The following is a 26,440-nucleotide window of genomic DNA, read 5'->3' on the forward strand; positions in this document are numbered from 1 at the left end:
TCGTTATGCATGTATATTGTGGTAAGGAATAGGTGGACTATGATAAATACTACCATTAATCAGTTTTTAACAAAGCAACTGCCAAACTTGAAGATTGCCGTTGTTGGCGATGTGATGGTAGATCGTTATGTTTTTGGTGATGTAAGTCGTATTTCTCCAGAAGCACCGGTTCCTGTTAACCGAGTGTCAAAAATGAAAGAGGTTCTTGGTGGCGCTGGAAACGTTGCATCTAACTTGTCTAATTTAGATTGTAAGGTATACCTCGGTGCACTTGCTGGTAATGATGACCATGGTCGCCTATTGCAACATTTACTTGATGCCGACAAAATTGATACAACAGGTTTATTAACGAGTGATAATCGTTCTACCATTACTAAAATGCGTATTTTAGGGGATCGACAACAGATGATGCGCCTTGATTTTGAAACGATTACAGATTTAACAAGTGAGGAAGAGAAACGTCTGTCTGCTTGGCTAGAAAATCTTTGTAAGGCTGGTATCGATGGTATTGTTGTATCTGACTATGGCAAAGGCGTTTGTACACCAACATTGCTTAAAAAAATCTTTAGTTTAGCTAAGGAGTATGGCGTACAAACCATTGTTGATCCTAAAGGTTCAGACTGGTCTAAATATAATGGTGCAACCTGCATTACACCGAATGTAAAAGAACTAGGTGAATGTGTAGGTCATAAGTTAGCCAACGATGATGCCACCATCGTAGAGGCAGCTAAGTCAGTACTGGCTAATGTTGATTTAGAATATATTGTAGCTACACGGTCAGCAAAAGGGATTACTGTTATTGCAAAGGATGGACGCACATGGCATAATCCGGCTACACAACAAGAGGTATTCGATGTAAGTGGTGCAGGCGATACGGTTGTATCTATGATGATGACATGTCTTGCTAGCGGTCTATCTATGCGTTTGGCATTACATATCGCAAATGGTGCTGCTGGCATTGTCGTATCTAAGGTGGGCACATATCCAATCCACCGATCTGAACTATTGGATTTATGGCATTCTTATAAGCATAGTGTTCAATCTAAACCTTTATATACAAAAGAAGAGATGAAGCAACTTATTGCACAATGGCAAAACAAAGGTGAAACTGTTGTGTTTACTAATGGTTGTTTTGATATTCTTCATCGCGGACATATTACGTATTTACAAGAGGCGGCTCAGTTAGGGGATCATTTAATTATTGGATTAAATTCCGATGCTTCTGTTAGACGCCTAAAAGGGGAAACGCGTCCCATCGTACGTGAAGAGGATAGAGCAGCATTATTAAGTGCATTGCGTTGTATCGATGGTGTGGTGTTATTCGAAGAGGATACACCAGCTGAACTATTAGCTTATTTACGTCCTAATACGCTTGTTAAGGGCGGCGATTATAAAATAGAAGACATTATTGGACGTGAGTCGGTAGATCATGTAGAGGTGCTTTCATTTAAAGAAGGTTATTCTACATCAGATATTGTAGGGGAAATAGCTACTATGGCTAAGGAGGGTAAATTATGATTATCGTAACAGGCGGTGCTGGTTTTATTGGCAGTAATATTGTGAAAGCATTAAATGATCGTGGTCGTACAGATATTCTCATCGTTGATGACCTTACAGATGGTCGTAAAATCCGAAATATTCAAAATCTAGAATTCTTAGATTATATTGATTGTGAAGATTTTGATTGTGCTATTGCTGATGGTACATTTGATGTAGGTCCTATTGAAGTAGTATTCCATGAAGGTGCTTGTGCTGACACAATGGAATATAACGGCAAATATATGATGAAGAACAACTATGAAGGTTCTAAAAATCTATTCCATTATTGCCAAGACCGTCGTATTCCATTCATCTATGCATCCTCTGCATCTACTTATGGCAATGGTACTAATGGTTTCGTAGAAAAACCAGAAGCCGAAGAAGCCCTCAATCCATATGCGTACTCTAAATTGTTGTTCGACCGTTATGTGCGTAAATATGAAGGTGAGTATACAGCGCAAGTTGTTGGCTTACGTTACTTTAATGTATATGGTCCTAATGAAGCTCATAAAGATAAAATGGCTTCCTTAGTTCGCCAAATGTTCTACAAAAATAAAGAAACTGGTATTATCAATCTATTTGAAGGTACAGATGGCTACGAAGATGGTGGTCAAACACGTGACTTTATTTATGTTAAAGACGTAGTTAATGTAAACTTCTATTTCTGGGAACACCCTGAAATTTCTGGTACTTTTAACTGTGGTACAGGTAATGCTCATAGCTTTAACCAATTTATGCAAGCTGTTATCGACTACAACGGTAAAGGCAAAATTGAATACATTCCATTCCCAGAGGTATTAAAAGGCAAATATCAAAGCTTTACAGAGGCTGATACTACTAAATTGTTGGCTGCTGGTTATGATAAAGGGTTCCATAAAATGGAAGATGCTGTTAAAGAATATTGTGAACTACTCGATAATAACGAAGGGTATTTACGTTAATGCGCAAGGTATTATTTTTAGATCGCGATGGTGTTATTAATAAAGATGTTAGCTATTTATATAAAATCAGCGATTTAGAATGGGTGGATGGAGCTAAAGAAGCATTAGCTTATGCGTATAGCAAGGGCTATGGTCTCATTGTAGTGACAAATCAAAGTGGTGTAGCTAGAGGTTATTATAAGGAATCTGATGTTCAGATTTTACATGATCACATGGCTCATGAACTTGATCGTAGTGGGGCACCAATTTTACATTTTTATTATTGCCCTCACCATAAAGAAGGCTCTGTACCTCTTTATGCTGTCGATTGTGAATGTAGAAAGCCAAAGCCTGGTATGATTAATCAAGCTATTAAGGATTATGATGTAGACCCTAAAAGTAGTTTCCTTATTGGCGATAGTCAGCGCGATGTTGATGCAGCAGAAGCGGCTGGCGTAAAAGGCTATCTATTTACAGGTACAAATTTGTTGGATTTTATTAAGACTATTATTTAGTCCATTATTTATTTTACGTTTACTTTAGATTAAATCAGATTCAACGGTGTTATGAGGCTTTTTAGTTGTTGTGTTGTATTTTGGGAGGCTATATGAAAGATTACAAGAATATACTCATCATTAAGATGAGTTCTTTAGGTGATGTGATTCATGCATTGCCTACCTTGTATGCAGTGCGTAAAAATTGGCCTGATGCGCATATTACATGGGCTATTCATGAACAATTTGAGAGTCTCCTACCTGGTAAACCATGGGTAGATGATGTAATCATTATCGATAAAAAACAACTTAAAAAGCCTGCTTATCTATGGCAGTTACGTAAGGATTTACATAGCCGTCATTTTGATATGACTTTAGACCTTCAATGTATTGCAAAGAGCGCCATTGTATCATTATTATCTGGTGCGCCTGAAAAATATGGCTACTGGGAGCTTCGTGAAGGCAGTAATTTAGTTAATAAAGCACTTGTTGGTGAACATAAATACGATCATGTTATCGAACGATACCTCGATACCGTACGTGCTCTTGGAGGCGATGTAGAAGGCGTAGAGTTTCCTATGCCTGCTTATGTGGAGGCGGAGAAGTCCGTTAAGCATAAGTTACAATCTCATGGTGTAGAAGATGAATATGTAGTAGTTGTACCAGGTGCTCGTTGGATTGTTAAGGAGTGGCCACTTCTTAACTTTGGCGAGCTATGTATCCGCTTATGTGAATCTGGTAAAAAAGTTGTTATTGCTGGTGCTCCAGATGATGCAGAGAAGGGTATTTTTATTGAGAACTACGTAAAGAATGATAATCTCATCAATTTAGTTGGATCTACAACAATGCCTGAACTCATTGAATTGATACGTCACTGTCAAATCTTTATTAGTGCCGATACAGGACCATTGCATATTGCAAATGCCTTGAAGCGTCCTTTGATTGCCATGTTTGGCACAACATCACCTAAGCGTACAGGTCCTTATGAGGGCAGTCATGTACATCTCATTATTTCACCTACTTCTAAGGCTACACCTGAGCAACCACTAGTAGATGATCCAGACTGTATGGCACAAATTCCTGTAGACGCAGTATGGTCAGTGTATGAACAAGTACTTGGAAAGGAACTATAATGGAACTAGATTATAAGCGCATTGTGGTAACCTTTTTAATGCATTTAGGGGATGTCATATTAACGACTCCATTTTTAGAAGTGCTTCGTAAAGCGGCTCCTCATAGTCATATTACGTATGTAATAGATGAAAAATTACAACAAGTAATGCAATATAATCCAAATATTGATGAACTTATCGTTGTAGATAAAAAAGGTCGCCATAATAGCATTTCAGGTCTTAATGAAGTTGCTCGTGAAATAAATGCTAAGGGAAAACCTGACATTGTCATTAATTTACATCCTAATGAGCGTACTTCCTATTTAGCATGGAAAATTCATGCACCTATCACAACTGGTATGAGCCATTTTCTATTTAGACCATTCATGACAAAGTATACGCGGTTAGATCGTAAAACTCGTCATGCTGCGGACATGTACATTAATGTTCTAGAGCAATTAGGTGTAACAGATACTTCTAACTCTGGTTTACATATTGAAACCTGTGAAGAATGGCGTCGTCAGGCTCAAGAGTTTTACGCTACACATGGATTAACTGATACTGATATACTCATTGGTTTTAATATCGGTAGCGCCGTTCCTGAGAAACGTTGGCCAGCTGAACGATTTGCTCATGTAGCAGATTACTTTGGTCATTTAGGTTATAAGACGGTTTTCTTTGGCGGACCTATGGACCTTGAAATGGTGCAGCCCGTAGTAGAACAAATGGAAACAAAGCCTATTGTGGCTACCGGAAAATTCCAGTTAGGCCCTTTGGCAGCGGCTATGAGCCGTTGTAATCTGTTAATTACTAATGATTCTGGACCAATGCATGTAGGAATCAGTCAAGGTGTGCCAATTGTGGCACTGTATGGTCCATCAAATCCATTCTTTTATGGACCTTATCAAGCTCATGCTATCGTTTTAGAAACGATGGATTCTTATGAGATTGGTAAAAGCATGAAAAAAATTATTAAAGAAGGAAATTATAAAGGTTTATCTGTAATTTCTGAAGAACAGGTTATTAAAGCAGCGGAAACATTGCTTTTAGAATCGAAATAAACATATGAACTATATTGTATTTGATTTAGAATGGAATCAACCCTATAGCAATGACATTAGCTTTATGAAGCGCACAAAAATGCCGTTGACAGGGGAAATCATTCAAATCGGAGCGGTAAAACTGAATGAAAAGATGGACATTATAGATCATTTTACGATGTTCATCAAACCTCAATATCTGCCACGGATGCATAAACATGTGCGTGAGTTGACAGGGATAACCACCCATGAGCTCAATCATGGTGTGCCATTCAAGACGGCTATGCAGTACTTTCAAAAATGGTGTGGTGATGAATATATGCTGCTTTCTTGGGGATCAGACGATATTCTCATCCTACGAGAGAACCTTATGCTCCATAAGATGAAAGCATTATCTTATGATCAATGGGTTGACGCGCAAATGATTTATTCTTATCAACGATATGGAACAAATCAGCAGTATTCTGTGGCACATGCTATGGAGGATCTCAATATATCGACGGAGCACTTATCTGCTCACAATGCCTTGCATGATGCTGTTTTTACAGCTCACATTTGTCAGACTTTAGATATCGCACAAGGAATTTTGCATTATGATCTAATTCGCAAGGAAAGTAGTAATCCTTTTCTATATCCTCCAATTCTCACCTTTTTTATGTATGAAAATTTCTCTGAGAAAAAACGTATCGTTCATGATAGAAGAGTACGTATGTCCTTCTGTCCGTACTGTCAAACTCGTTTAGAAATGACAAGACCTGAACGATTACAAGGGGATAAGCACCTAGCTATCGGAGTATGTCCTAAACATGGCGATTTTGCGGTGCAACTTAAAGTTGGAAAGTATACGATTAAGTCCGGCAGTAGTAAATTCTACGTTACTAAGGTATTAACTCATTGTACGGACGAAATTCGTTCTCTATACACTCAGAAGTCTGAAATCAATCGCGAAAAAGAGCGAAAATATTTAGAGTATCGTAAGGCGGAACATGAAAAAATCCACCAAAAATAGTTATGTAAATTCAAGTTCATTTTCTGATTTGTAGTATATATTTGAATATGAACTTTTAGAAAGGATAGATTATGGAACGTAAATATGCATGGCATAATTATGATGATGCCACTATGAAAAAAGTATATGCTTTGAGTGATACATATCGTCAATTTTTAGATAATGGTAAAACAGAACGCGAATGTGTTGTACAAGCTGTAGAATTTGCAGAAGCAAAGGGCTACGTAAATCTAAATGATATTATTAAAAGCAATACGTCAATCAAAGCTGGTGATAAGATTTATTACACACATATGGATAAATCTATTGCTTTATTTAATATTGGTACTGATGATATTGAATTGGGTATGAATATTTTAGGTGCTCATATTGATTCTCCACGCATCGATGTAAAGCAAAATCCACAATATGAGGATAGTAATTTAGTATTTTGGGATACTCATTACTATGGAGGTATTAAAAAATATCATTGGGTAGCTATGCCTCTTGCTATTCATGGCGTTGTGGTAAAAACAGATGGTACACGTATCAACATTAATATTGGTGATAAGGAAAACGATCCTGTATTCTGCATTACTGACTTGTTACCTCATTTGGGTCAAGAACAAATGCAAAAGAATGCAGCTAAGGTAATTGAAGGGGAAGCTCTTGATTTACTAATCGGTAGTCGTCCAGTTAAAGACGAAGAAAAAGAAGGGGTTACTAAATTTATTAATAGCCTGCTTGAAAAAGAGTATGGGTTTATAGAACGTGACTTACTGTCTGCAGAATTAGAAATTGTACCAGCTGGTAAAGCACGTGATATGGGCTTTGACCGTTCCATGATAATGGCGTATGGCCAAGATGATCGCGTGTGCGCTTACACATCCTTGGTAGCAATGCTTGAGGTGGATAATGTAAAGCGTACTACTTGTTGCTTACTTGTAGATAAAGAGGAAATTGGTTCTGTAGGTGCTACAGGTATGCAATCACGTTTCTTTGAAAATGCAGTGGCTGAAATTTTAACACTTATGGGTAAACCTAATTCTGTAAGTGTACGTCGTACGTTGGAGAAATCCCGTATGTTGTCCTCCGATGTAAGTGCAGGCTACGATCCACTTTATGCATCGGCGTATGAAAAGAAAAATGCTTCTTACCTTGGTATGGGTGTAGTATTTAATAAATTTACAGGCTCTCGTGGTAAAGCTGGTTCTAATGATGCTAATGCTGAGTATATGGGCTTTATTCGTCGTGTCATGGAATCTAACAATGTAACATACCAAACAGCAGAGCTCGGTAAGGTTGATTTAGGTGGTGGTGGCACCATCGCGTACATCATGGCTCTTTATGGTATGAATGTCATCGACTGTGGTGTAGCCGTACTTAGCATGCATGCTCCTTGGGAGGTTACATCTAAGGCTGATATTTACGAGGCTAAACAATGTTATGTGGCGTTCTTAAATGCAGCTGATGAATCAATCTAAGATAATGGGGCTTTCACCAATGGTGAAAGTCCATTCTATGTGAGGTGTATATGAAGCAAACAGAATTAGGCGCAGCTATAGAGTCTGCGAAAGGAGAGGCTACAGAGGTCAAGACTGTAAAGGTAGATATCTTTGACATCCCTGAAACGAAGGTTGAAGAATATATTGCTAATCGTGAAGAGGTAGCAAAAGCAGCAGCGCAGGCTATGAGACCATACTGTGTTACTGTAAAACGTGAAACCTTAGATCCTGAAGAAGGGGAAGCAGTGGTTGGTTACTATGTAACGGGTGAAATTCTAATGTGCGTCATCTTGGACCCATTTGAAGTGCCTGTTATGAAGGTAGCTCTCGATAAAGGGACTCTTAAGGACTATATTTTAGCAGCTAATGATTTAACAGAAGACATGTTAGCGTCTCTTGAAAAGTAAAAGGATTTCGTATCTTAATGTGTTCTATAAATGGACAAATGTAAAATACTTTAACCTGCTACATTGATGTAGTAGATAAATTTGTTTATAATAAAAGTATTATAATCTTTGCAGATAGGAAGGAAATCCCCATGAACTTGAAAAAAGGTATTGCTTTGGCGCTTACAGCGACAGCATTGTTGGCGTTTACAGGCTGTGGCTCAAATGGAACTACATCGAATGGTGAATACAAAGTTGGTGTTGTACAACTGGTAGAACATCCTGCATTAGATGCGGCAAATAAAGGTTTTGTTGATGCGCTAAAAGAAAAAGGTTTGGCAGAAAAGATTACTTTTGATCAACAAAATGCACAAGCAGATCAATCTAATTTGAATAGTATTGCACAACGTTTCGTATCCGATCGGAAAAACTTGATTTTAGCAATTGCTACGCCAGCGGCCCAATCCATGGCGAATGCAACTCATGATATTCCAATCTTAGGTACAGCTATTACTGATTACGAGGCAGCTAAACTTGTTAAATCTAATCAAAAGCCTGGTGGTAATGTGTCTGGTACATCCGACATGAATCCAGTAGAGCAACAAGTAGATTTGATTTTACAAGTAATGCCGAATGCGAAAACAATTGGCACTATTTATAGCTCTAGCGAAGTAAATTCTCAAATTCAAGTGGAGAAGATGAAAGCTTATGCAGCTACAAAAGGCATTAAAGTTGAAGAAGTTACAGTTTCCAATGTAAACGATATTCAACAAGCGGCACAAAATCTAGTATCTCAACGTGTGGATGCAGTTTATGTGCCAACAGATAATGTGGTAGCTTCAGCGATGAGCAATCTTGTAGCTATTACCGATCCAGCAAAAATTCCTGTGTTTGGCGGTGAAGATAACCACGTAAAAGGTGGGGCAGTTATGTCCTTGTCTGTAGATTACTACAAACTCGGGTACCAAACCGGCTTAATGGCAGCTAAAATTTTAACTGGTGAAGCTAAAGTTGAAGATATGCCTATCGAAATGCAGAAAGAATTTAAATTAGTTGTGGGAAAAGATAAATTAGAAAAATTGGGCATCACCTTACCAGAGGATTTGATGAACAAGGCGACTATGATTTAATACATATCTGGTAAGGAGTTATACATGAACTGGAAAAAAAGTATTGCAGTGGCACTTAGTGCCATTGCTGTTATGGCAATGGTAGCAGGTTGTGGTTCCAATACCGCAACTAATGACCAAAAGAAAATTGGTGTTATTCAATTAGTAGAACATCCATCTCTTGATGCTGCTAATAAAGGTTTCGTAGATGGTTTAGCAGCTAAAGGATATAAGGATGGTCAAAACATTAAAATTGACCAACAAAATGCACAGGCCGATCAATCTAATCTAAATAGTATTGCACAACGTTTCGTATCTGATAAAAAAGATTTAGTATTAGCTATTGCAACGCCTGCGGCTCAGACGATGGCAAATGCTTCTCATGACATGCCAATCATGGGTACAGCTATTACAGATTACGTGACAGCTAAACTCGTTCAATCTAACGAACACCCTGGTGGTAATGTATCTGGTACATCTGATATGACACCTGTTGAAAAAGAGGTTGATCTTATCATAGCATTAGTACCGAATGTAAAGCGTATTGGTGCCATTTATACATCCTCTGAAATCAACTCCCAATTACAAGTTGAAAAAATGAAAGCCTATGCTGCTACAAAAGGTATTACTGTTGTAGAGGCAACTGTTTCCAATGTAAATGATATCCAACAAGCCGCTACAAATCTTGTGAACCAAGATGTACAAGCTATCTATACGCCAACAGATAATGTTTTGGCATCTGCTATGGCTAACTTAGCACAAATTACAGATGCTGCTAAAATTCCAGTATTTGCTGCCGATGAAGGTATGACAATGACTGGTGGTGTAGCAACTTATTCTGTTGATTACTATCAATTGGGTTATCAAACAGGTTTAATGGCTGCTAAAGTTCTTGCAGGAGAAGCAAAAATTTCAGACTTAGCTATTGAGACACAAAAAGAGATTAAGTTAACTGTTAACGAAGAACGTGCTAAAAAATTAGGTATTACGATACCTGAAGCTCTTCGTAAAGATATGAAACAATAGAGGAGAATTTAATGTTAGATTTAGTGGTAGGCACCATAACCACAGGCCTTTTATGGTCTTTGTTAGCGGTCGGTGTATTCATCACCTTCCGTGTATTAGATGTAGCTGACTTAACTGTGGAAGGTACGTTCCCAATGGGGGCGGCTATTTCCGCTATTTTAATTACAAGTGGTATGAATCCAATCCTTTCTATTTTACTTGCTGGTGTAGGTGGTATGATAGCCGGTGCAGTAACAGGCTGGATTCATACAAAATTAAAAATTCCTGCATTATTGGCTGGTATTTTAACAATGATTGCATTGTACTCTGTGAACCTTCACATCATGGGCAAGGCTAATGTATCTTTGCTTCGAATGGATACAATTTATACGATTCTTGGTGGATTTTTCCATACGCCGAATATGTGGTCTGCAGCCATCGTAGGTATTATAGTAGCTGTAGTTGTATGTTTGCTCTTATTTTGGTTCTTCGGTACCGAAATTGGTACAGCCTTGCGTGCTACAGGTGTTAACCCTCAAATGATTCGCGCTCAAGGCGTAAATACTGATAATATGATCGTTCTTGGGCTTTTGATTTCCAATGGTTTTGTTGGTATGTCTGGGGCTCTCATTGGTCAATTCCAAGGCTTTGCTGATGTAGGCATGGGGATTGGTACCATCGTTATTGGTTTGGCTTCTGTAATCATCGGTGAAGTAGTGTTTGGTACGAAATCCTTCGTACGCAGTCTCATCGCCGTAGTACTTGGTTCTATTGTATATCGTATCGTTATTGCTGCAGTTCTCTACATGGGTATGCCACCAAACGATTTGAAATTATTCACTGCAATTCTTGTTGCCATCGCGCTTTCCTTACCTACATTGAAAGCAAAATGGTTGGCTCGTTAAGGAGGACACTATGTTAGAAGTAAAAAATATGGTAAAAACCTTCTTTAAGGGCACAATTAATGAAAAGACTGCATTACAAGGCATTAATCTTCGTCTAGAAGAGGGTGATTTTTGTACTGTCATTGGTGGTAATGGTGCTGGTAAAAGTACTTTGTTAAACTCCATTGCTGGTGTATTTCCAGTAGATGAAGGATCCATTACAATTAATGAGATTGATGTGACAAAAATGCCAGAATACAAACGTGCTAAATACATTGGTCGTGTATTCCAAGACCCTATGGTTGGTACTGCTGGTAATATGCAAATCGAGGAAAACTTGATTCTTGCTATGCGTCGTGGTAAAAGATTAGGTCTTAAATGGGCTTTCAAAGATAGTGAACAAGCATTTTTCAAGGAACGTCTTGCATTATTAGGCTTAGGCCTTGAAGATCGTTTATCTGCTCGTATGGGCTTACTATCTGGTGGTCAACGTCAATCTATTACATTGTTAATGGCTACCATGCTTCGTCCAGAACTCTTATTGCTAGATGAGCATACGGCAGCACTTGACCCTAAAACTGCAGAAAATGTATTGCAACTGACAGATAAACTCGTTGCAGAACATAATCTAACAACTCTTATGATTACCCATAATATGCGTGATGCATTGCGATTTGGTAATCGCCTCATCATGATGGACGCTGGTCGAATCATCTATGATGTAAAAGGAGAAGAAAAGAAACAATTAACTGTTGCGGACTTACTTCAAAAGTTCGAGGTAGCTGGTGAAAATGCACTGAGCGACCGCATGGTGTTAGGAGCTAAATAATAGAACAAAGTTGTAATCCAGCTTTTGTTCAATTACTGTATTTTTGCTTTACAAGATAGGGCAGATACTGTATACTAAATTAGGTCGTAAGACATATCGTAAGCGAAGTATTCGATTCTCCAACGGTTACTTAAGCTTATCGGGATTATTATATTTTAGGAGGTAACATTAATGTTAACTACAGAAGCTAAATTAGCAGTAATTAAAGAATACGCTACTCATGAAGGTGACACTGGTTCTCCAGAAGTACAAGTTGCGATTTTAACAAGTCGCATTCAATACTTAACTGAACACTTGAAAGAGCACAAAAAAGACCATCATTCCCGTCGTGGTTTGTTGAAATTGGTTGGTCAACGCCGTAACATGCTTGACTACCTTCGTCGTAAAGATATCGAACGTTACCGTTCCCTTATCGAACGCCTTGGTCTTCGTAAATAATAAAATTAGCCGTCCTAAAGGACGGCTTTTTTATTTTGAATTGGCTATTTAGCTTTAATTGATATATAATTAGAAGGTATACATATAAGAAGATTTTTAGGAGGAATAGGAATGGAACAATTCCAAATGGACCTAGCTGGTCGTATGCTTACGATTGAGACTGGGGAACTTGCAAAACAAGCTGGCGGTGCTGTAATGGTTGGCTATGGCGATACTCGTGTACTGGTTACTGCTACAGGCTCTAAAGAGGCGAAGGATATCGACTTCTTCCCACTTACAGTAGACTATGAAGAAAAAATGTATGCGGTTGGTCGTTTACCAGGGGGGTTCATTAAACGTGAAGCGCGTCCGCCTGAGTCTGCAATCTTGAATAGCCGTTTGATTGACCGTCCTATTCGTCCATTATTTAATAAAGGTGTACGTAACGAAGTACACGTAGTAGCAACAGTTATGTCTGTGGACCAAGATTGTGATCCAGCCATTTGTGGTATGATTGGCGCTTCTGCGGCATTGTCTATTTCTGATATTCCTTGGAATGGCCCTATTGCAGGCGTTCGTATGGGACGTATCAATGGTGAGTTTGTTGTAAATCCAACGAAATCACAATTAGAAGAAACAGATCTTAATATCGTTGTAGCTGGTACTAAAGATGCTATTCTCATGGTTGAAGGTGGCGCTGAAGAAGTACCGGAAGATATCATTCTTGAAGTTATCATGGCAGCTCACGAAGAAATCAAAAAAATCGTAGCATTCCAAGAAGATATGACTGCAAAAGTAGGTAAGGAAAAACGCGTATTTGAATGTAAAGATGTTCCTGCTGAAATTAGTGATGCAGTTCGTGCCTATGGTCATGATAAACTTGATGCTGCAGTTCGTTGTGCAGATAAACAACAACGTGATGCACAAGAAAATGAAGTACGTGCAGATGTATTAGCTCACTTTGAAGAAATCTACCCAGATAACTTGGCTGATGTAAATAAAGCATTTGATGCAATGACAAAAGAAATTGTGCGTCATATGATTACTGTTGAAAAAATCCGTCCAGATGGTCGCCAACTTGATGAAGTTCGTCCAATCTCTTGCCGTACAGGCGTATTACCTCGTACACATGGCTCTGGCTTGTTTACACGTGGTCAAACTCAAGTGTTGAATGTCACAACAGTGGCGCCTTTATCTGAAAAACAAACCATCGATGGTCTTGGTGTTGAAACTGAAAAACGTTATATCCATCATTATAATTTCCCATCCTTCTCCGTAGGGGAAACTCGTTCTTCCCGTGGCCCTGGGCGTCGTGAAATTGGTCATGGTGCGTTGGCTGAACGCGCATTGGTACCTGTGATTCCAAGTGAAGAGGATTTCCCATATGCTTTGCGTTTAGTATCTGAAGTATTGGAATCTAATGGTTCTAGCTCCATGGCTTCCGTATGTGGTTCTACATTATCTTTGATGGATGCTGGTGTACCTATTAAAGCACCTGTAGCTGGTATCGCTATGGGTCTTGTAACTCAAGGGGAACACTATACAATTTTAACAGATATTCAAGGCATGGAAGATGCTCTTGGAGATATGGACTTTAAAGTTGCTGGTACAGCTAAAGGCGTAACAGCAATTCAAATGGATATCAAGATTTCCGGATTATCACGAGAAATCCTTCAAGAAGCATTAGAACAAGCTCACAAAGGCCGTATGCATATCATGGGCATCATGCTTGATACAATTGCTGAACCACGTCAACAAATGTCCCAATACGCTCCACGTATTATTACAATGAAAATTGATCCCGATAAGATTCGTGACGTAATCGGTTCTGGCGGTAAAGTAATTCGCAGTATTATCGAAGAAACAGGCGCTAAAATTGACATCGAAGATGATGGTACAGTATTTATCGCTTCTGTAGAACAAGAAGGTGCTGCAAAAGCTCAAGAAATTATCACAAACCTTACTAAAGAGGTTGAAGTAGGGGAAGTATACCTTGGTAAAGTAACTCGTCTAATGGCTTTTGGCGCATTTGTAGAGGTATTACCAGGTAAGGAAGGTCTTGTACATATTTCTAAACTTGCGAAAGAACGTGTTGAAAATGTAGAAGACGTAGTAAGTGTAGGGGATGAAATCATGGTAAAAGTTATCGAAATAGATAAACAGGGCCGTGTAAACTTGTCCCGTAAAGATTGTTTAAAATAAGAGGTGTTACATGGATATTCGTGGCTTTGAAGTAGTTTCTGCTTTTGAAGAACAAGATATCAACTTACCAACACGTAAAACAACTGAAAGCGCAGGTTATGATATTGAATGTGCTGAAGCTGTTACATTAGAACCAGGCCAAGTAGTGCTCGTTCCGACAGGTATTAAAGCTTTCATGGCGTACGACGAATACCTTGCCATTCACATCCGATCTAGCATGGCTATTAAACGCCATTTAGCACTTGTGAATAGCACAGGTATCATTGATAGTGATTACTACAACAATGAGGACAACGAAGGTCATATTATGATTGCCCTCTATAATTTTGGCAAAGAACCAGTTACCCTTGAAAAAGGCGAACGCGTTGCTCAAGGTATATTCTCTAAATACCTTATTACAAATGATGATGATGCTACTGGTGTAAGAACTGGTGGCATTGGAAGCACTGGGACTATGTAAATAATATATGGTTTTGTATAAACTAGTAAAAACCGCTCAACTTTGTTGGGCGGTTTTTGTGTGTTTATTTCTCTCCTCAGCTGTAATTATTATCAATAATACTATATAATATTTATTATAGTTAGTAGAACAATTCGGGAGGCTTTATGAAACAGGAGTCAAAACAAAAAAAGAATGTAGGTACATCAGTTATGGGTAATGACATTGAGACTACACAAAATACCATGCACGTATTGGATGAGAATAAGGTTCTTAAAAAGAGTTATGAAGATGTAGTATATATTTCTCAACCTTTTGGGGCGACCTCGTTAAACACATTAGCAGCGCGAGCTTTGTTATTTGGACTAAATCCTGTATCTTTAAAAAAGGCGCGTGTCCTTGAGCTTGGATGTTCTTTTGGGGGAAATATTATTTCTCAAGCTTTATATTATCCTGAAGCGTCTTTTACGGGTATTGATTTATCGTCTTCCCAGATTAAGATGGGAAATGAACTGATTGCGTCGATGGGACTATCTAATATACATTTGCTTGAGAAGGATATTCTAGATATTGATGATTCATTCGGTACCTTTGACTATATTATTGTACATGGTATTTGGTCCTGGGTTCCGGATGTGGTAAAAGATAAAATTCTATCTATTTGTAATAAGAATTTGTCCGACAATGGTGTAGCTTATGTATCATATAATACGTATCCTGGATGGAAACGATTAGAGCAGTATCGGGAAATCATGCAATATGCAGAGCAAAAAGAGTTAGAACTACCGTTGATGGAGCGGACTTTATATACGAAGAATATATTGAAGCTCGTAGCAGATACAATGGGATTAGATAATCGGATAAGTCAAAAAGCGAGCTATAAAATTGATAACATCCAAAATGTGTTGAGCTCTAACGATTATTATGTGGCTCATGAATATTTAGAGCCTTTTAATGATCCCGTATATGTACATGAATTTATAAAACGTGCCAATGACCAAGGTTGTGCCTATATAGGGGATGTATTTCTTTCACGATCTTTCATAAGTTGGTTACCGGAGGATATTCACGATAATATAGCTCAACTGGCAAATGATGATTATATTGCAAAAGAGCAATATTATGATTACATTTATGATACGCAGTTTAGAATGTCCCTGTTAACGAAAAATAAACATAGTAAAAAGATTGTTCGTAATGAACGAGTTAGTATAGATGTATTATCAAAATTATATTATTGCAGCGTTGTCAATACTGGTATTCCTTCTAATATGACGGATAGTATCCATATTGCTATTAAAGAGGTTATGGATCGAGGGGATATATTTACTGTTCAGGATATAGTTGATCATATACATAGAAAGTTGCCTGGTTATACTATCGAAATGGACAGAGTTTATTCTCGTTTACTATATTTGATTATTGTAGATAATCTCGATATGTATGCCGAACCATATGAAAGAGTTGCTTTCGAAGATAATAAGGTGTATATACCTCAACGTTTTATAGATTTTATTTCTACTATAGTAGAAAAAGAAGGCAGCTCCTATATTGGTATAGGCGACATGTACAATAAAGTACAACAAGATATAGATAATGGATTTCTCTTTGTAATAAAGCAAATGGTGGAGCCTACAACAAAAGAAAAGATTCTTGCTATTATGGATGACAATATTACAGTTCAGCGTCATACGCGGGATAATATTGATTTTATTGTTCCTAATAAAGTGTACTTAGAGGAAATTTTACAACGTATAAGGATGCTCGGGTTTTTACATAAAATAAAAGATTAGAGGTATATATGGCAATTAGTAAGGAAATTCAGAAATCCAGTGAAATGAAATTTAACGGTAAGTTGATTCAAGTTACCTATGATATAGCCGATGTGAACGGAAAGGATGCATGGCGTGAGGTTGTGCATCATCCGGGTGCTACAGCGATTGTGGCAGTAACAGAGGATAATAAGATTGTTATGGAACGTCAATTTAGATATGCTTTGCAACAGACGCTACTGGAGGTACCAGCAGGAAAATTAGATCCAAATGAAGAACCGATTGTTTGTGCTAAACGGGAGCTTGCTGAGGAAACCGGCTATCGTGCAGCTCAATGGATTTCGTTAGGTACAATTGCTACGAGTCCTGGTTTCTGCAATGAAGTATTACATTTATATCTTGCGAAGGACCTTACCATGGGGGAAACCAATTGGGATCCTGATGAATATGTGGAGCTAGAATACTACACATTGACAGAACTATTGGAAGCTATCAAGAATGAGGCTATTAAGGATAGCAAATCTTTGGCGGCCCTCATGCTTGCTATGCCATATCTTAAGTAATTTTTAGAAATATTATCTCTCAATATAATATGTATTTTATTAATTCATATTGATGATTTTAACTGTAATATGTTATAAAGTATTTTTACATTATATGAGTAACTAATCTCATATAGATTTAGGAGTACATATGTATAATCGAATTATTCTACTAGTAATGGATAGTGTCGGTGTAGGGCATGCAGCCGATGCGATTAAATTTGGCGATGAAGGTTCGAATACATTAGGACATATCGAAGCGGTAGCAGGACCTATTCGCTGTCCAAATTTAAAATCTCTAGGTTTAGCTAATATTGCTGATATATCAGCGTTTGATGAGCCTGTTATTGGCGCTTATGGTCGTATGGCTGAAACGAGTACTGGCAAAGATACGACAAGTGGTCATTGGGAGATGATGGGGCATCCTGTAACGGTGCCATTTCCGACATTTTATGATGGATTTCCGAAGGAACTGATGGATGCTTTCATAAAAGAAACGGGTTATGGATTTCTTGGTAATGAGGTAGCCTCTGGAACGGAAATTATTGAACGCCTCGGAGAAGAACATATAAGAACTGGTAAGCCAATCGTATATACATCGGCGGATTCGGTTTTTCAAATTGCAGCGCATGAGGATATCATTCCCTTAGAAGATTTGTATCGCATGTGTCAAATTACACGCGATAAAGTATGTGTCGGTGATTATTATGTGGGGCGTATTATAGCTCGACCTTTTGTTGGTACACCAGGTCATTTTGTACGCACCTCAAATCGTCATGATTACAGTCGTATGCCTGAAAAGAAAATGGTGCAACAAGAGTTACAAGACGCAAACATTCCAACAGTGGCAGTGGGCAAAATCGGCGATATTTATGCTCATGTTGGCTGGGATGCATCATATCCGACAAAGTCTAACGCGCATGGTATGAACGTAGTTCCTTATCTGTTGGGCCAAAGCTTTACACGGGGGTTCATGATGGTCAACCTTGTTGAATTTGATAGTCTGTACGGTCATCGGCGCAATGTAGAAGGGTATAAGCGTGCTATTGAAGACTTTGATTACCAATTAGGCGGTTTGTTGGACTTGCTTAAAGATGATGATTTACTTCTCATCACTGCAGATCATGGGAATGATCCGACTTGGAAAGGTACAGATCATACGAGAGAAATGGTGCCTTTGCTAGCTTATAGTTCAAGTATGAGTCATTCCGTAGCTTTGGGTGATAGACATAGTTTTGCGGATATAGGCGAAACAGTATTACAAAACTTTGGATTGAAACAATGGGGGATTGGTTCTTCATTTCTTAATTCTTTGAAAGTGTAGCTTTGTATAGAAACTATTTCTTATATATAATTGAATATAATCTTATAATACTGTTATCAAAAAATTGTATGGATAATTTGTTATAATTAAATTCATTTATTTTGTTCTTTTTCATACCTACTAAATCATATACCAATGGAATGTGTACTTTGGGCCATTTTTCCTTAAAAAAATACAGAAAAAATAGCTATTAGTTGATTATATATAATCAACTAATAGCTGTTTTTAGTAGTAAGGGACTATTTGGTTATAGTCCCTTTTGCTTTTATCCTTAAAACAGGATGAGTTTATTTAACTATAACAAGCCTTGACTTTCCATCATATCTTTAATATCAAGTATGGTAGATTTACATACTACATCATAATCTAATGAACCAAGGAAGTTTGCAAATTTAGTGTCATCTTCATTTTTACAGTTTTCATATGGAATTTTACCAAATTTTTGATACGGTTCTAGAATGCGATTTCGTCTGTGTTTCCACATATTATAATAAGGCCCTTTGAATTTAGTCATAAAACCATTGCTATCGACTAATACAAAGCCTTCAGATTCATGGCATGAATTTAGTTCCTCATTTATAATGTCTTGGAGCTCATCCATGGTAGAAATTTGTTGAACTGTTTTAACAATGGAAATCAAGTCAGTGTCATATTTTTGTAAAATTGTATATAGTTCAGCTAATTTTTCTCTAGAGAATGGGACATCTATATGCTTACCATTTACGTCTAGAGTATTTTGAATCATATCAAGCACATAGAGATGGTCTTGGTCGTATTTAATGATATGAGTATCCTCTTGACTGATGACTTCAAATATCATGGAGCAGTTATTACGTGCTAATAAATCTTTGATTTTTGCTTGTAGATTTTCAGGTAATCTATGGAATAGTTTTTTAAATAAATCCACATGTATACCCTCTGTTGTAGATTTAGAGGCAAATACTAATTCTTCGTTGATAACGCCAAGAATAGCAAGGTAACCATTTTCTTTAGTTCTAATTTCAACTGGGAAAGAAAGAGTATTAGCTAGATTATCTAACTCTGTTTCTGGGCGTTCACCAAGATTAAAGAATTTATTATAACTACGTAATTTCACATCTCCTGTAATTCGATCCACAAATAATCCACGAGCGTGTACTGTACTTTCATTCCATAATCGCTTATGGAATACACGAGAGGTAAAGTTCAAGGAATATAGGTTAGGGAAACACTGTTTTACTTTTACTAATTTTGAATTGCCAATAATATTAATATCTTCATTTTGTGTGAAGATGATGTGTTGTGTCATATTTTGGAATTCATGGCGCATATAATCTTTATCATATACATCGTTTTTTATTCCATTTTTTGTGAAAGTATTTGCAGTGATATCGATGTATTTTAGTTCTCCACCAAATTCTACTTCTCCTTCCAAACAGAAGGAGTACTTTCCATCTGGAACACCACGATGACCGTGAATTTGAATGAAGTCCTGACACATGCCTTGTTCGTAATTAGTATCGTAAATATTAGCGATATTTGTTTCGTAAGCTCCAAAACCATTAATAAATGTTGAGGTGGCTATGAAGGTCATATTAGGCACATAGGAGAGGCCACCATGGGAAACTAAATATTTTTTGCCATGGAAGCTGAATGGATAACATTGACGAAGTGATTTATAAAAGAGTCGTAGTTCTCGTTGGAGTGATTCTACTTCTTTTTTCGTCATATCTTTTACGATAGGTGCTACCACATCTTTCATAAAGCGTTTGGAACGATCTAAATTTGTATGGAATGCAAAGTTTGCAATATGTCGCTCGTGATTACCTTCTAACATAATTGTATTAGGTAATGTGCTGAGACGCATCATTTCGTACATCATTTCTTTGTTTTCAATACCGCGTTCTAAATAGTCACCGCAGAAGATGTATAATGTCTTTTCATCCCATGGTGTAATAGCTTGTTGTAATGCGGTGTAGCAACCGTGAATATCACCGATAATACGTACTCGATTATATTTATTTGTTAGATTAGCCGTGAAGTAATTGTTAATTTCATCAATAGAGTTAATTCTTTTGCAAAAGTTTGGTAATGTGCTTGTTTTAATCGTTTTGTACATATAATGAATAACTTGCTCTGGCACACGTTTGTAATCGGTGCGTGCCGCATTACGGGCCAAGCAATCCTCTAAGGATGTATTAGGTTCATAGTAATATACAGTATATTTATATTTGTTAAGCAATTCTTTGTAAGCATTAATAGCTTTAGAGGTAGTGTGAGTAGCATCTAAGACAACAAAGTCGCCATTGCTCATTCGTTTTTCTAAACAATCTAGTAGGAGCTTCCATGTTGGACCATTATCCTCTTGTGAAATATACCAGCCGTTCTCACCAAGGGAAGGGCTACGTAAAAGCATACGGAAATGATCGGCTTCAAGGGTGTAAGCCTCAAGATTGTTGTCACGAATCCACTGAGACTTACCACTAGCAGGAGCACCACGCATTAATAATAGTGTTCTCATAGTAATAGTCCTCTAATCTGCCCATAGGGCGTAATAAAATATAACTGTATAACAAACGAAAAATTTTTTTATGACTAAATAGAAAAAAGGCATAAAAAAACAGTCTCAACGGATAACCGAGAGACTGTCTTGCTTGCTTTTAAAATTATAAAGCGTTTACTTTAGCTGCAAGGTTAGATTTTTTGCGAGCTGCAGTGTTTTTATGAAGTACACCTTTGGAGGCTGCTTTATCAATTACGCTAGTAGCATGAACAAGTGCTTGTTTTGCTTCTTCTACTGCGCCTGCTTGAACAGCTTCAACGGTTTTACGAGCTGCTGTACGAATTTGAGATTTTACAGCGGCATTTTTCGCACGACGTTCAGCATCCGTTTTTACGCTTCTAATACTGGATTTAATATTTGGCAATTGAGTCACCTCCTTAAAAATCGTTTCTTATACCTGAATGATTATATCATACCAAATATTGATACGCAAGGACTTTTCAGCCCAATATTTTCCTTAATGACATGATTTGTAAAACATTTTCTACTGTTTATTAACAAAAGTATATATGTGGTTTTAAAATCAAATTACTTACTCATTTTCTAGTGTAACAATATATTAATTTTTATTTATGAAAGTTAAAAGGGTCCTTATGTTATAATGAAGAATAGAATTAAGTGAGGTGTCTTATGAAAAAATTAATGATTATAGATGGCAGCAGTTTGTTATTTCGTGCATTTTTTGCATTACCACCGTTGAAATCCGCTCTGGGAACGCCAACGAATGCAGTATATGGTTTCTTAACAATGCTCATTAAATTGTATGAAGAGATTAATCCTGACTATATTGCCGTAGCTTTTGATAAAGGGCGTCAAACATTCCGAACAGAAATGTATAGCGAGTATAAAGGAAATCGTCCAGATGCACCTGAGGATTTACGTCCGCAGTTTAGTTTAATTCAAGATGTATTAAAAGCATTAGGCATTTGTGTCATCGAAGAAGAAGGTTTTGAAGGGGATGATATTCTCGGATCTTTAAGCAAGAAGTTTGGAGCCCCTGATATGGCTGTTCAAATTATTACAGGAGACCGCGATAATTTACAGCTTGTAACAGAACATAGCCATGTGTTCTTAACTAAAAAAGGTATTTCTGATATGTTAGAGGTTACTCTAGATAATATGGAAGAACTTTATGGCTATGGTCCTGATAAGGTTATCGAAATGAAGGCTCTTATGGGTGACTCTTCCGATAATATTCCAGGTGTACCAGGCGTAGGTGAGAAAACAGCGCTTAAATTAATTACCGAATACGGCAATCTTGAATCTGTATATGATCATATTGAAGATATTTCTGGTAAGAAATTAAAAGAGCGCCTTGTAGAGAATAAAGAGTTAGCCTTCTTGTCTCGTGAGTTGGCTACAATAAAAACAGACATGGAGTTATCTTATAAAGTAGAAGATTTTGTACAAAACTTTCATGCCTCTGAAGTACAACCGTTATTTGAAACTTTAGGTTTTACTAAATTAACACCTCGCATTGCACAAGTAATGGGGTGTGAGGAAGTAGCTCTTGGTGATCCAGGTTCTTTATTTGCACCACAAGAAGAGATTTCTTTAAATGATTTAGCGGATGCTAAATCATTAACCGCTGATTTTTATAAAGATAAAACGGTAGCAGTACATGTTATATTAGATGGTAAAACTCCATTTAGAACGGTAACGAATGCTTATCTATCTAATGGAGATACTATTGTAAAAACAGATGATACTAAAGCTGTTTTAGCTGTATTACAAGGTGCCAAAGCCATCGTTACAACTCAGACCAAGGAGATTATTGAAGCCTTTGGTGCAGATGTGCCAGCTGAAATTTCCTTATTTAATGCTGATAAAACTGCTCGTGTTCACGATATGTCGCTCATTGCGTATTTATTAGATCCTACGCGTACTAATTATGGTTATTTATACCTAACTGAGCGCTTTTCTGTACCTAGCATTGCTAACGGTAGTGTAGACGTAGAATGCGTGTCCATGGTGAAAGCATTACTCGCTATGAATGAAGTTGCTTGTGAGTCTGCGCGCCGTGAAGAGTTATGGTCTTTATATGAGACAATTGAGTTACCTTTGATTCATACCTTAGTTGTGATGGAGAAAAATGGTATCTATATCGATACAGAGAAGTTGGCGGAAACAACGGCTCGCTTTAAAGAGGAGCTAACTCAAGTACAAGAAGAGATTTATGAACTAGCAGGAGAAACGTTTAATATTAATTCACCTAAACAATTGGGTGTAATCTTGTTTGAAAAGTTGAACTTGCCAATCATCAAGAAAACTAAGACTGGCTATTCTACAGATGCGGAAGTATTGGATATGCTTCGTCACGAAAGTCCGATTGTTGAAAAAATCTTGGCATACCGTTCTGTTGCTAAATTGGTATCTACCTATTGCGAAGGTTTGGCAGTTCTTATTAATGATAAGACACATCGTATTCATACAACTTTCAATCAAATGGTTACGGCTACAGGTCGTTTGAGCTCATCTGATCCGAACTTGCAAAATATTCCGGTTCGTACCGAAAAAGGCCGTGAAATTCGCGCTTTATTCTATCCAGGTGCTGGATATGATACATTGGTGAGTGCTGATTACTCTCAAATTGAGTTGCGTATCTTAGCTCATTTGTCTGGCGATGAAGCGTTGATTAAAGCTTTTGTGGAAGGTAAGGATATTCACCGCTTTACTGCGGCAGAGGTGCTTGGTAAATCTCAAGATGAGGTAACTAGCGAAGAACGTTCCCATGCGAAGGCTATTAACTTCGGTATTATCTACGGTATTTCTGACTTTGGTTTATCTCGTGACCTTGGTATTACACGGGGTGAAGCTAAAAACTATATTGATCTTTATTTTAGCCGTTATCCTAAGGTTAAAGAGTATATGGATCGAATGGTTCAAGAGGCTCATGAAACTGGCAAAGTTCGCACTATGTTTGGTCGTCAACGTGAGTTACCTGATATCAATAGTCGTAACTTTAACCGTCGTTCCTTTGCTGAGCGGACCGCAATGAATACGCCAATTCAAGGTACCGCCGCAGACATCATTAAGTTAGCTATGAATCAAGTGGAGCAAAAGTTAGAAGAACAAAACTTTACGTCTCGACTCTTATTACAAGTGCATGACGAACTAGTACTTGAAGTGGTGAACTCTGAATTAGAAGCTATAGAAGAGTTACTACGTAGTACAATGCAGTCTGTTGTAGAGTTACAAGTGCCTCTTATTGTAGACGTACACCATGCAGAAAACTGGGCATTAGTAAAGTAATATGTATTTATAATTAATAGAAGGTATATATGTTTAAAATTGGCTTAACTGGTGGCATCGCATCGGGCAAAAGTACAGTTCTTACATATTTTAAGGATAAAGGTATACCATATATCGATGCTGATATTGTGGCTCGTGAAGTTGTTGAGCCTGGTACAAAGGGTTTAGAAGCAGTTGTAGATGCATTTGGAACCGATGTATTGCGCGATGATGGGACATTAAACCGAGAAGCATTAGGAGCTATTGTCTTTCATAATGCAAAAAAGCGCCAACAATTGAATGGTTGTTTAAAGGAGCATATTCAAAATCGAATTATGGAACTTACAGCTCATTATGAGGAGCTACATACACCAGTTTTACTATATGATATCCCTTTACTTATCGAGGGAGAATGGTATACCATGATGGACGAGGTGTGGCTCGTATATGTGAATGAGTCGACTCAAATTGAGCGCTTAATGAGCCGCAATGGATTGACTGAGGAGGAGGCATTGGCTCGTATTAATAGTCAAATGTGTCTTGAGGATAAACGGTCTTACGCGGATGTAATTATTGACAATAATGGTACACCTTTAAATTTAAGGGAACAATTAGATAACATTTGGGATGAGCGCATCGAATCAGTTTTATAAGAACCTCAATGATAGTCATTTTATGTGTCAAAATTGGTATATAAAAATTACTATTAAATGGTATAATAAGCCCATAAAACTTCGTATAATATTAACCTAGTATTTTGTTATATTTTATATCTTGGTGACTATGTATAGTTTCTATATAGAAAGGGGGATATATGAAACGTGCAACGGCAACAGCACTATCTTGTGTCGTACTAGGATGGTTTTATTTTACATATCTAGATGACCATTTGGCGCGTCAGATTGCGTATCCCTTTAACTATAAAGAGGAAGTTATAGCTGCAGCTGAGAAAGAGCAGGTACCTCCATCTTTGGTAGCTAGTGTTATCTTAGCAGAAAGCAAGTATAAAAACACAGCGGAGTCTGAAACGGGGGCTCTTGGATTGATGCAACTCATGCCAGATACGGCTCGTTGGGTGGCACAGCAAGTGGGGCATGGTAACTATACAGATCGTCAACTTAAAGAGCCTACTATAAATATTGAGTTAGGTACATGGTATTTAGGTCACTTGTTAAAGGAATTTAATGGTGATCAGGTGTTAGCATTAGCTGCTTACAATGCTGGTCGTGGTCATGTGGAATCGTGGCTTCGTGAAAATAACTGGAATGGAATGGTCGATACGATTCCGTTCCCTGAGACCCGTAGCTATGTAAAGGCGGTCTTACAGTATCAAGAAAGATATGAGGCGTTATATGGAAACAATTATTGAAGCTTGTAAAGCCTTAGACTATTCTTGGTTACCTCAAACTGTTGACGGCTTTACGTTAGTTACATCTACTGAAAGTGACTATACAATATTAGCTAATCGTATTAGTGCTGGTGAAGACGTATTAAAGGTGCCTATTTTCCACTATCAAAATGAATTGGGGTGGCATTGGTCTGCCTTATATGATAAAGAGGTAGAGGACTATACAGTACATATAGAAATGCCACTATTTTCCTTTGTGGACATTTCTTTTGTGCGAGCCGATTTAGAGTCTTTTTGGACTGGGCTACAAGAACGATGTGTAAAAGGGTTAACCAATATGTTAATAGAACCTGCTAATAATTTTACTTTTACTTATCGTCGCCGAGGGATTCCTGAATGGGACTTTTCACAAGTTATGCCTGAGGAGTTAGAAGGTTTTGTACGCGATATTGATCCAGCCCATGCGATTCGCATGATTAATGGGTCTTTTATCATCGGCGAATACCGCAAGATGGATGAATGTACAGGATTACTTTTGTATTATAATGAATTGCGTGATGAATACTTTGCGGAACTTCGCTATAAAAGCTATCCAGAAATCGACCATCATTTAGATGCAAAAAATCTAGATGATTTAGCAGTGCTATTGCGTGAGCATTTAGGTGCTATACTAAAAGGCTTGAATGAGCGCATTGATTAAAGTTTGGATAGATTTAACTATGCTATTTTTTGTCATTTTTTGTTTTTATAGAATGACTTATGTGGGATTGGTTTCTTTAATACCCATTCAAAAGCGTAGAATTTGTATATAC

General features: G+C 37.6%; 24 protein-coding genes. 22 read left to right on the forward strand and 2 right to left on the reverse strand.

All coding sequences use genetic code 11. The features are described from left to right. The first annotated feature begins 39 nt into the window (after nucleotides 1–39). The 18 genes from rfaE1 to ACGHIY_RS03820 all read left to right on the forward strand — a co-directional run bounded on the left by rfaE1 (nucleotide 40) and on the right by ACGHIY_RS03820 (nucleotide 18,507). Nucleotides 40–1,518 (forward strand): D-glycero-beta-D-manno-heptose-7-phosphate kinase, encoded by a 1,479-nt coding sequence (gene rfaE1, locus ACGHIY_RS03735; RefSeq protein WP_390525722.1) that lies wholly within the window; start codon nucleotides 40–42, stop codon nucleotides 1,516–1,518. Next, a complete protein-coding gene (rfaD, locus tag ACGHIY_RS03740) occupies nucleotides 1,515–2,480 on the forward strand; it encodes an ADP-glyceromanno-heptose 6-epimerase (RefSeq protein ID WP_105085490.1) in 966 nt (321 codons plus the stop codon). Before rfaE1 ends, rfaD begins: the two co-directional genes overlap by 4 nt. Continuing rightward, nucleotides 2,480–2,974: a D-glycero-alpha-D-manno-heptose-1,7-bisphosphate 7-phosphatase gene (locus ACGHIY_RS03745; RefSeq protein ID WP_390525723.1), complete on the forward strand. Its 495-nt coding sequence runs from the start codon at nucleotides 2,480–2,482 to the stop codon at nucleotides 2,972–2,974. The genes rfaD and ACGHIY_RS03745 overlap by 1 nt, the downstream gene beginning before the upstream one ends. 92 nt (nucleotides 2,975–3,066) lie before the next feature. Beyond that, complete coding sequence (locus tag ACGHIY_RS03750) at nucleotides 3,067–4,086, forward strand: glycosyltransferase family 9 protein (RefSeq protein ID WP_390525724.1); 1,020 nt, start codon at nucleotides 3,067–3,069, stop codon at nucleotides 4,084–4,086. After that, complete coding sequence (locus ACGHIY_RS03755) at nucleotides 4,086–5,126, forward strand: glycosyltransferase family 9 protein (RefSeq protein WP_302682590.1); 1,041 nt, start codon at nucleotides 4,086–4,088, stop codon at nucleotides 5,124–5,126. Before ACGHIY_RS03750 ends, ACGHIY_RS03755 begins: the two co-directional genes overlap by 1 nt. A gap of 4 nt (nucleotides 5,127–5,130) precedes the next feature. Beyond that, nucleotides 5,131–6,114: a 3'-5' exonuclease gene (locus tag ACGHIY_RS03760; RefSeq protein ID WP_287541347.1), complete on the forward strand. Its 984-nt coding sequence runs from the start codon at nucleotides 5,131–5,133 to the stop codon at nucleotides 6,112–6,114. 71 nt (nucleotides 6,115–6,185) lie between these two features. Further along, nucleotides 6,186–7,577 (forward strand): aminopeptidase, encoded by a 1,392-nt coding sequence (locus ACGHIY_RS03765; RefSeq protein ID WP_155086256.1) that lies wholly within the window; start codon nucleotides 6,186–6,188, stop codon nucleotides 7,575–7,577. 50 nt (nucleotides 7,578–7,627) lie between these two features. After that, nucleotides 7,628–8,005, forward strand: a complete 378-nt coding sequence (locus tag ACGHIY_RS03770; RefSeq protein ID WP_155086255.1) for a hypothetical protein — start codon at nucleotides 7,628–7,630, stop codon at nucleotides 8,003–8,005. 131 nt (nucleotides 8,006–8,136) lie between these two features. Beyond that, entirely contained in the window at nucleotides 8,137–9,114 is a 978-nt protein-coding gene (locus tag ACGHIY_RS03775) for an ABC transporter substrate-binding protein (protein ID WP_004692987.1), read from the forward strand. Nucleotides 9,115–9,138: 24 nt separating this feature from the next. Next, a complete protein-coding gene (locus tag ACGHIY_RS03780) occupies nucleotides 9,139–10,119 on the forward strand; it encodes an ABC transporter substrate-binding protein (protein WP_004692988.1) in 981 nt (326 codons plus the stop codon). An 11-nt stretch (nucleotides 10,120–10,130) separates the two neighbouring features. Further along, complete coding sequence (locus tag ACGHIY_RS03785) at nucleotides 10,131–11,003, forward strand: ABC transporter permease (RefSeq protein WP_004697183.1); 873 nt, start codon at nucleotides 10,131–10,133, stop codon at nucleotides 11,001–11,003. A gap of 10 nt (nucleotides 11,004–11,013) precedes the next feature. Next, complete coding sequence (locus ACGHIY_RS03790; protein ID WP_119562894.1) at nucleotides 11,014–11,811, forward strand: ABC transporter ATP-binding protein; 798 nt, start codon at nucleotides 11,014–11,016, stop codon at nucleotides 11,809–11,811. Between the two features lie 171 nt (nucleotides 11,812–11,982). Continuing rightward, nucleotides 11,983–12,249, forward strand: a complete 267-nt coding sequence (gene rpsO, locus ACGHIY_RS03795) for a 30S ribosomal protein S15 (protein WP_004692991.1) — start codon at nucleotides 11,983–11,985, stop codon at nucleotides 12,247–12,249. Nucleotides 12,250–12,360: 111 nt separating this feature from the next. Next, complete coding sequence (locus ACGHIY_RS03800; protein ID WP_024061768.1) at nucleotides 12,361–14,430, forward strand: polyribonucleotide nucleotidyltransferase; 2,070 nt, start codon at nucleotides 12,361–12,363, stop codon at nucleotides 14,428–14,430. A gap of 10 nt (nucleotides 14,431–14,440) precedes the next feature. Next, nucleotides 14,441–14,890, forward strand: coding sequence for a dUTP diphosphatase (gene dut / locus ACGHIY_RS03805; protein WP_004692993.1), 450 nt, complete (start codon nucleotides 14,441–14,443; stop codon nucleotides 14,888–14,890). A 146-nt stretch (nucleotides 14,891–15,036) separates the two neighbouring features. Then, nucleotides 15,037–16,662 (forward strand): class I SAM-dependent methyltransferase, encoded by a 1,626-nt coding sequence (locus tag ACGHIY_RS03810; protein WP_004692994.1) that lies wholly within the window; start codon nucleotides 15,037–15,039, stop codon nucleotides 16,660–16,662. A gap of 8 nt (nucleotides 16,663–16,670) precedes the next feature. After that, the gene (locus ACGHIY_RS03815) at nucleotides 16,671–17,204 is read left to right on the forward strand and encodes an NUDIX hydrolase (RefSeq protein ID WP_004692995.1); all 534 of its coding nucleotides are present in this window, start codon (nucleotides 16,671–16,673) and stop codon (nucleotides 17,202–17,204) included. Nucleotides 17,205–17,334: 130 nt separating this feature from the next. After that, nucleotides 17,335–18,507, forward strand: coding sequence for a phosphopentomutase (locus ACGHIY_RS03820; protein WP_390525725.1), 1,173 nt, complete (start codon nucleotides 17,335–17,337; stop codon nucleotides 18,505–18,507). A gap of 295 nt (nucleotides 18,508–18,802) precedes the next feature. On the opposite strand, the gene ACGHIY_RS03825 is transcribed toward ACGHIY_RS03820, so the two are convergent. Together ACGHIY_RS03825 and rpsT are read right to left on the reverse strand one after the other, a co-directional pair. Then, the gene (locus ACGHIY_RS03825; protein ID WP_008713789.1) at nucleotides 18,803–21,007 is read right to left on the reverse strand and encodes an RNA ligase; all 2,205 of its coding nucleotides are present in this window, start codon (nucleotides 21,005–21,007) and stop codon (nucleotides 18,803–18,805) included. 145 nt (nucleotides 21,008–21,152) lie between these two features. Beyond that, entirely contained in the window at nucleotides 21,153–21,413 is a 261-nt protein-coding gene (gene rpsT / locus ACGHIY_RS03830) for a 30S ribosomal protein S20 (RefSeq protein WP_004692998.1), read from the reverse strand. A 266-nt stretch (nucleotides 21,414–21,679) separates the two neighbouring features. On the opposite strand from rpsT, the gene polA reads away from it, so the two are divergent. From polA to ACGHIY_RS03850, 4 genes are all read left to right on the forward strand, one after another. Next, nucleotides 21,680–24,301, forward strand: coding sequence for a DNA polymerase I (gene polA / locus ACGHIY_RS03835; protein ID WP_004692999.1), 2,622 nt, complete (start codon nucleotides 21,680–21,682; stop codon nucleotides 24,299–24,301). 29 nt (nucleotides 24,302–24,330) lie between these two features. After that, nucleotides 24,331–24,933: a dephospho-CoA kinase gene (coaE, locus tag ACGHIY_RS03840; protein ID WP_004693000.1), complete on the forward strand. Its 603-nt coding sequence runs from the start codon at nucleotides 24,331–24,333 to the stop codon at nucleotides 24,931–24,933. A gap of 161 nt (nucleotides 24,934–25,094) precedes the next feature. Beyond that, a complete protein-coding gene (locus ACGHIY_RS03845) occupies nucleotides 25,095–25,649 on the forward strand; it encodes a lytic transglycosylase domain-containing protein (RefSeq protein ID WP_004693001.1) in 555 nt (184 codons plus the stop codon). Further along, the gene (locus tag ACGHIY_RS03850) at nucleotides 25,633–26,328 is read left to right on the forward strand and encodes a hypothetical protein (RefSeq protein ID WP_390525726.1); all 696 of its coding nucleotides are present in this window, start codon (nucleotides 25,633–25,635) and stop codon (nucleotides 26,326–26,328) included. The genes ACGHIY_RS03845 and ACGHIY_RS03850 overlap by 17 nt, the downstream gene beginning before the upstream one ends. Nucleotides 26,329–26,440 lie beyond the last annotated feature (112 nt).

The organism is Veillonella parvula (genome assembly GCF_042850485.1).
Classification (GTDB): Bacteria; Bacillota; Negativicutes; order Veillonellales; family Veillonellaceae; genus Veillonella; species Veillonella parvula_Q.

What these genes read in the sequence shown, in the direction of transcription:
- rpsO (WP_004692991.1), top strand. Translation starts at nt 11,983, where the DNA reads ATGTTAACTACAGAAGCTAAATTAGCAGTAATTAAAGAATACGCTACT.
- rfaE1 (WP_390525722.1), top strand. Translation starts at nt 40, where the DNA reads ATGATAAATACTACCATTAATCAGTTTTTAACAAAGCAACTGCCAAAC.
- ACGHIY_RS03820 (WP_390525725.1), top strand. Translation starts at nt 17,335, where the DNA reads ATGTATAATCGAATTATTCTACTAGTAATGGATAGTGTCGGTGTAGGG.
- ACGHIY_RS03750 (WP_390525724.1), top strand. Translation starts at nt 3,067, where the DNA reads ATGAAAGATTACAAGAATATACTCATCATTAAGATGAGTTCTTTAGGT.
- ACGHIY_RS03845 (WP_004693001.1), top strand. Translation starts at nt 25,095, where the DNA reads ATGAAACGTGCAACGGCAACAGCACTATCTTGTGTCGTACTAGGATGG.
- polA (WP_004692999.1), top strand. Translation starts at nt 21,680, where the DNA reads ATGAAAAAATTAATGATTATAGATGGCAGCAGTTTGTTATTTCGTGCA.
- ACGHIY_RS03745 (WP_390525723.1), top strand. Translation starts at nt 2,480, where the DNA reads ATGCGCAAGGTATTATTTTTAGATCGCGATGGTGTTATTAATAAAGAT.
- ACGHIY_RS03775 (WP_004692987.1), top strand. Translation starts at nt 8,137, where the DNA reads ATGAACTTGAAAAAAGGTATTGCTTTGGCGCTTACAGCGACAGCATTG.
- dut (WP_004692993.1), top strand. Translation starts at nt 14,441, where the DNA reads ATGGATATTCGTGGCTTTGAAGTAGTTTCTGCTTTTGAAGAACAAGAT.
- ACGHIY_RS03825 (WP_008713789.1), bottom strand. Translation starts at nt 21,007, where the DNA reads ATGAGAACACTATTATTAATGCGTGGTGCTCCTGCTAGTGGTAAGTCT.
- ACGHIY_RS03815 (WP_004692995.1), top strand. Translation starts at nt 16,671, where the DNA reads ATGGCAATTAGTAAGGAAATTCAGAAATCCAGTGAAATGAAATTTAAC.
- rfaD (WP_105085490.1), top strand. Translation starts at nt 1,515, where the DNA reads ATGATTATCGTAACAGGCGGTGCTGGTTTTATTGGCAGTAATATTGTG.
- ACGHIY_RS03850 (WP_390525726.1), top strand. Translation starts at nt 25,633, where the DNA reads ATGGAAACAATTATTGAAGCTTGTAAAGCCTTAGACTATTCTTGGTTA.
- ACGHIY_RS03780 (WP_004692988.1), top strand. Translation starts at nt 9,139, where the DNA reads ATGAACTGGAAAAAAAGTATTGCAGTGGCACTTAGTGCCATTGCTGTT.
- ACGHIY_RS03810 (WP_004692994.1), top strand. Translation starts at nt 15,037, where the DNA reads ATGAAACAGGAGTCAAAACAAAAAAAGAATGTAGGTACATCAGTTATG.
- ACGHIY_RS03760 (WP_287541347.1), top strand. Translation starts at nt 5,131, where the DNA reads ATGAACTATATTGTATTTGATTTAGAATGGAATCAACCCTATAGCAAT.
- ACGHIY_RS03790 (WP_119562894.1), top strand. Translation starts at nt 11,014, where the DNA reads ATGTTAGAAGTAAAAAATATGGTAAAAACCTTCTTTAAGGGCACAATT.
- ACGHIY_RS03755 (WP_302682590.1), top strand. Translation starts at nt 4,086, where the DNA reads ATGGAACTAGATTATAAGCGCATTGTGGTAACCTTTTTAATGCATTTA.
- ACGHIY_RS03765 (WP_155086256.1), top strand. Translation starts at nt 6,186, where the DNA reads ATGGAACGTAAATATGCATGGCATAATTATGATGATGCCACTATGAAA.
- ACGHIY_RS03785 (WP_004697183.1), top strand. Translation starts at nt 10,131, where the DNA reads ATGTTAGATTTAGTGGTAGGCACCATAACCACAGGCCTTTTATGGTCT.
- coaE (WP_004693000.1), top strand. Translation starts at nt 24,331, where the DNA reads ATGTTTAAAATTGGCTTAACTGGTGGCATCGCATCGGGCAAAAGTACA.
- ACGHIY_RS03770 (WP_155086255.1), top strand. Translation starts at nt 7,628, where the DNA reads ATGAAGCAAACAGAATTAGGCGCAGCTATAGAGTCTGCGAAAGGAGAG.
- ACGHIY_RS03800 (WP_024061768.1), top strand. Translation starts at nt 12,361, where the DNA reads ATGGAACAATTCCAAATGGACCTAGCTGGTCGTATGCTTACGATTGAG.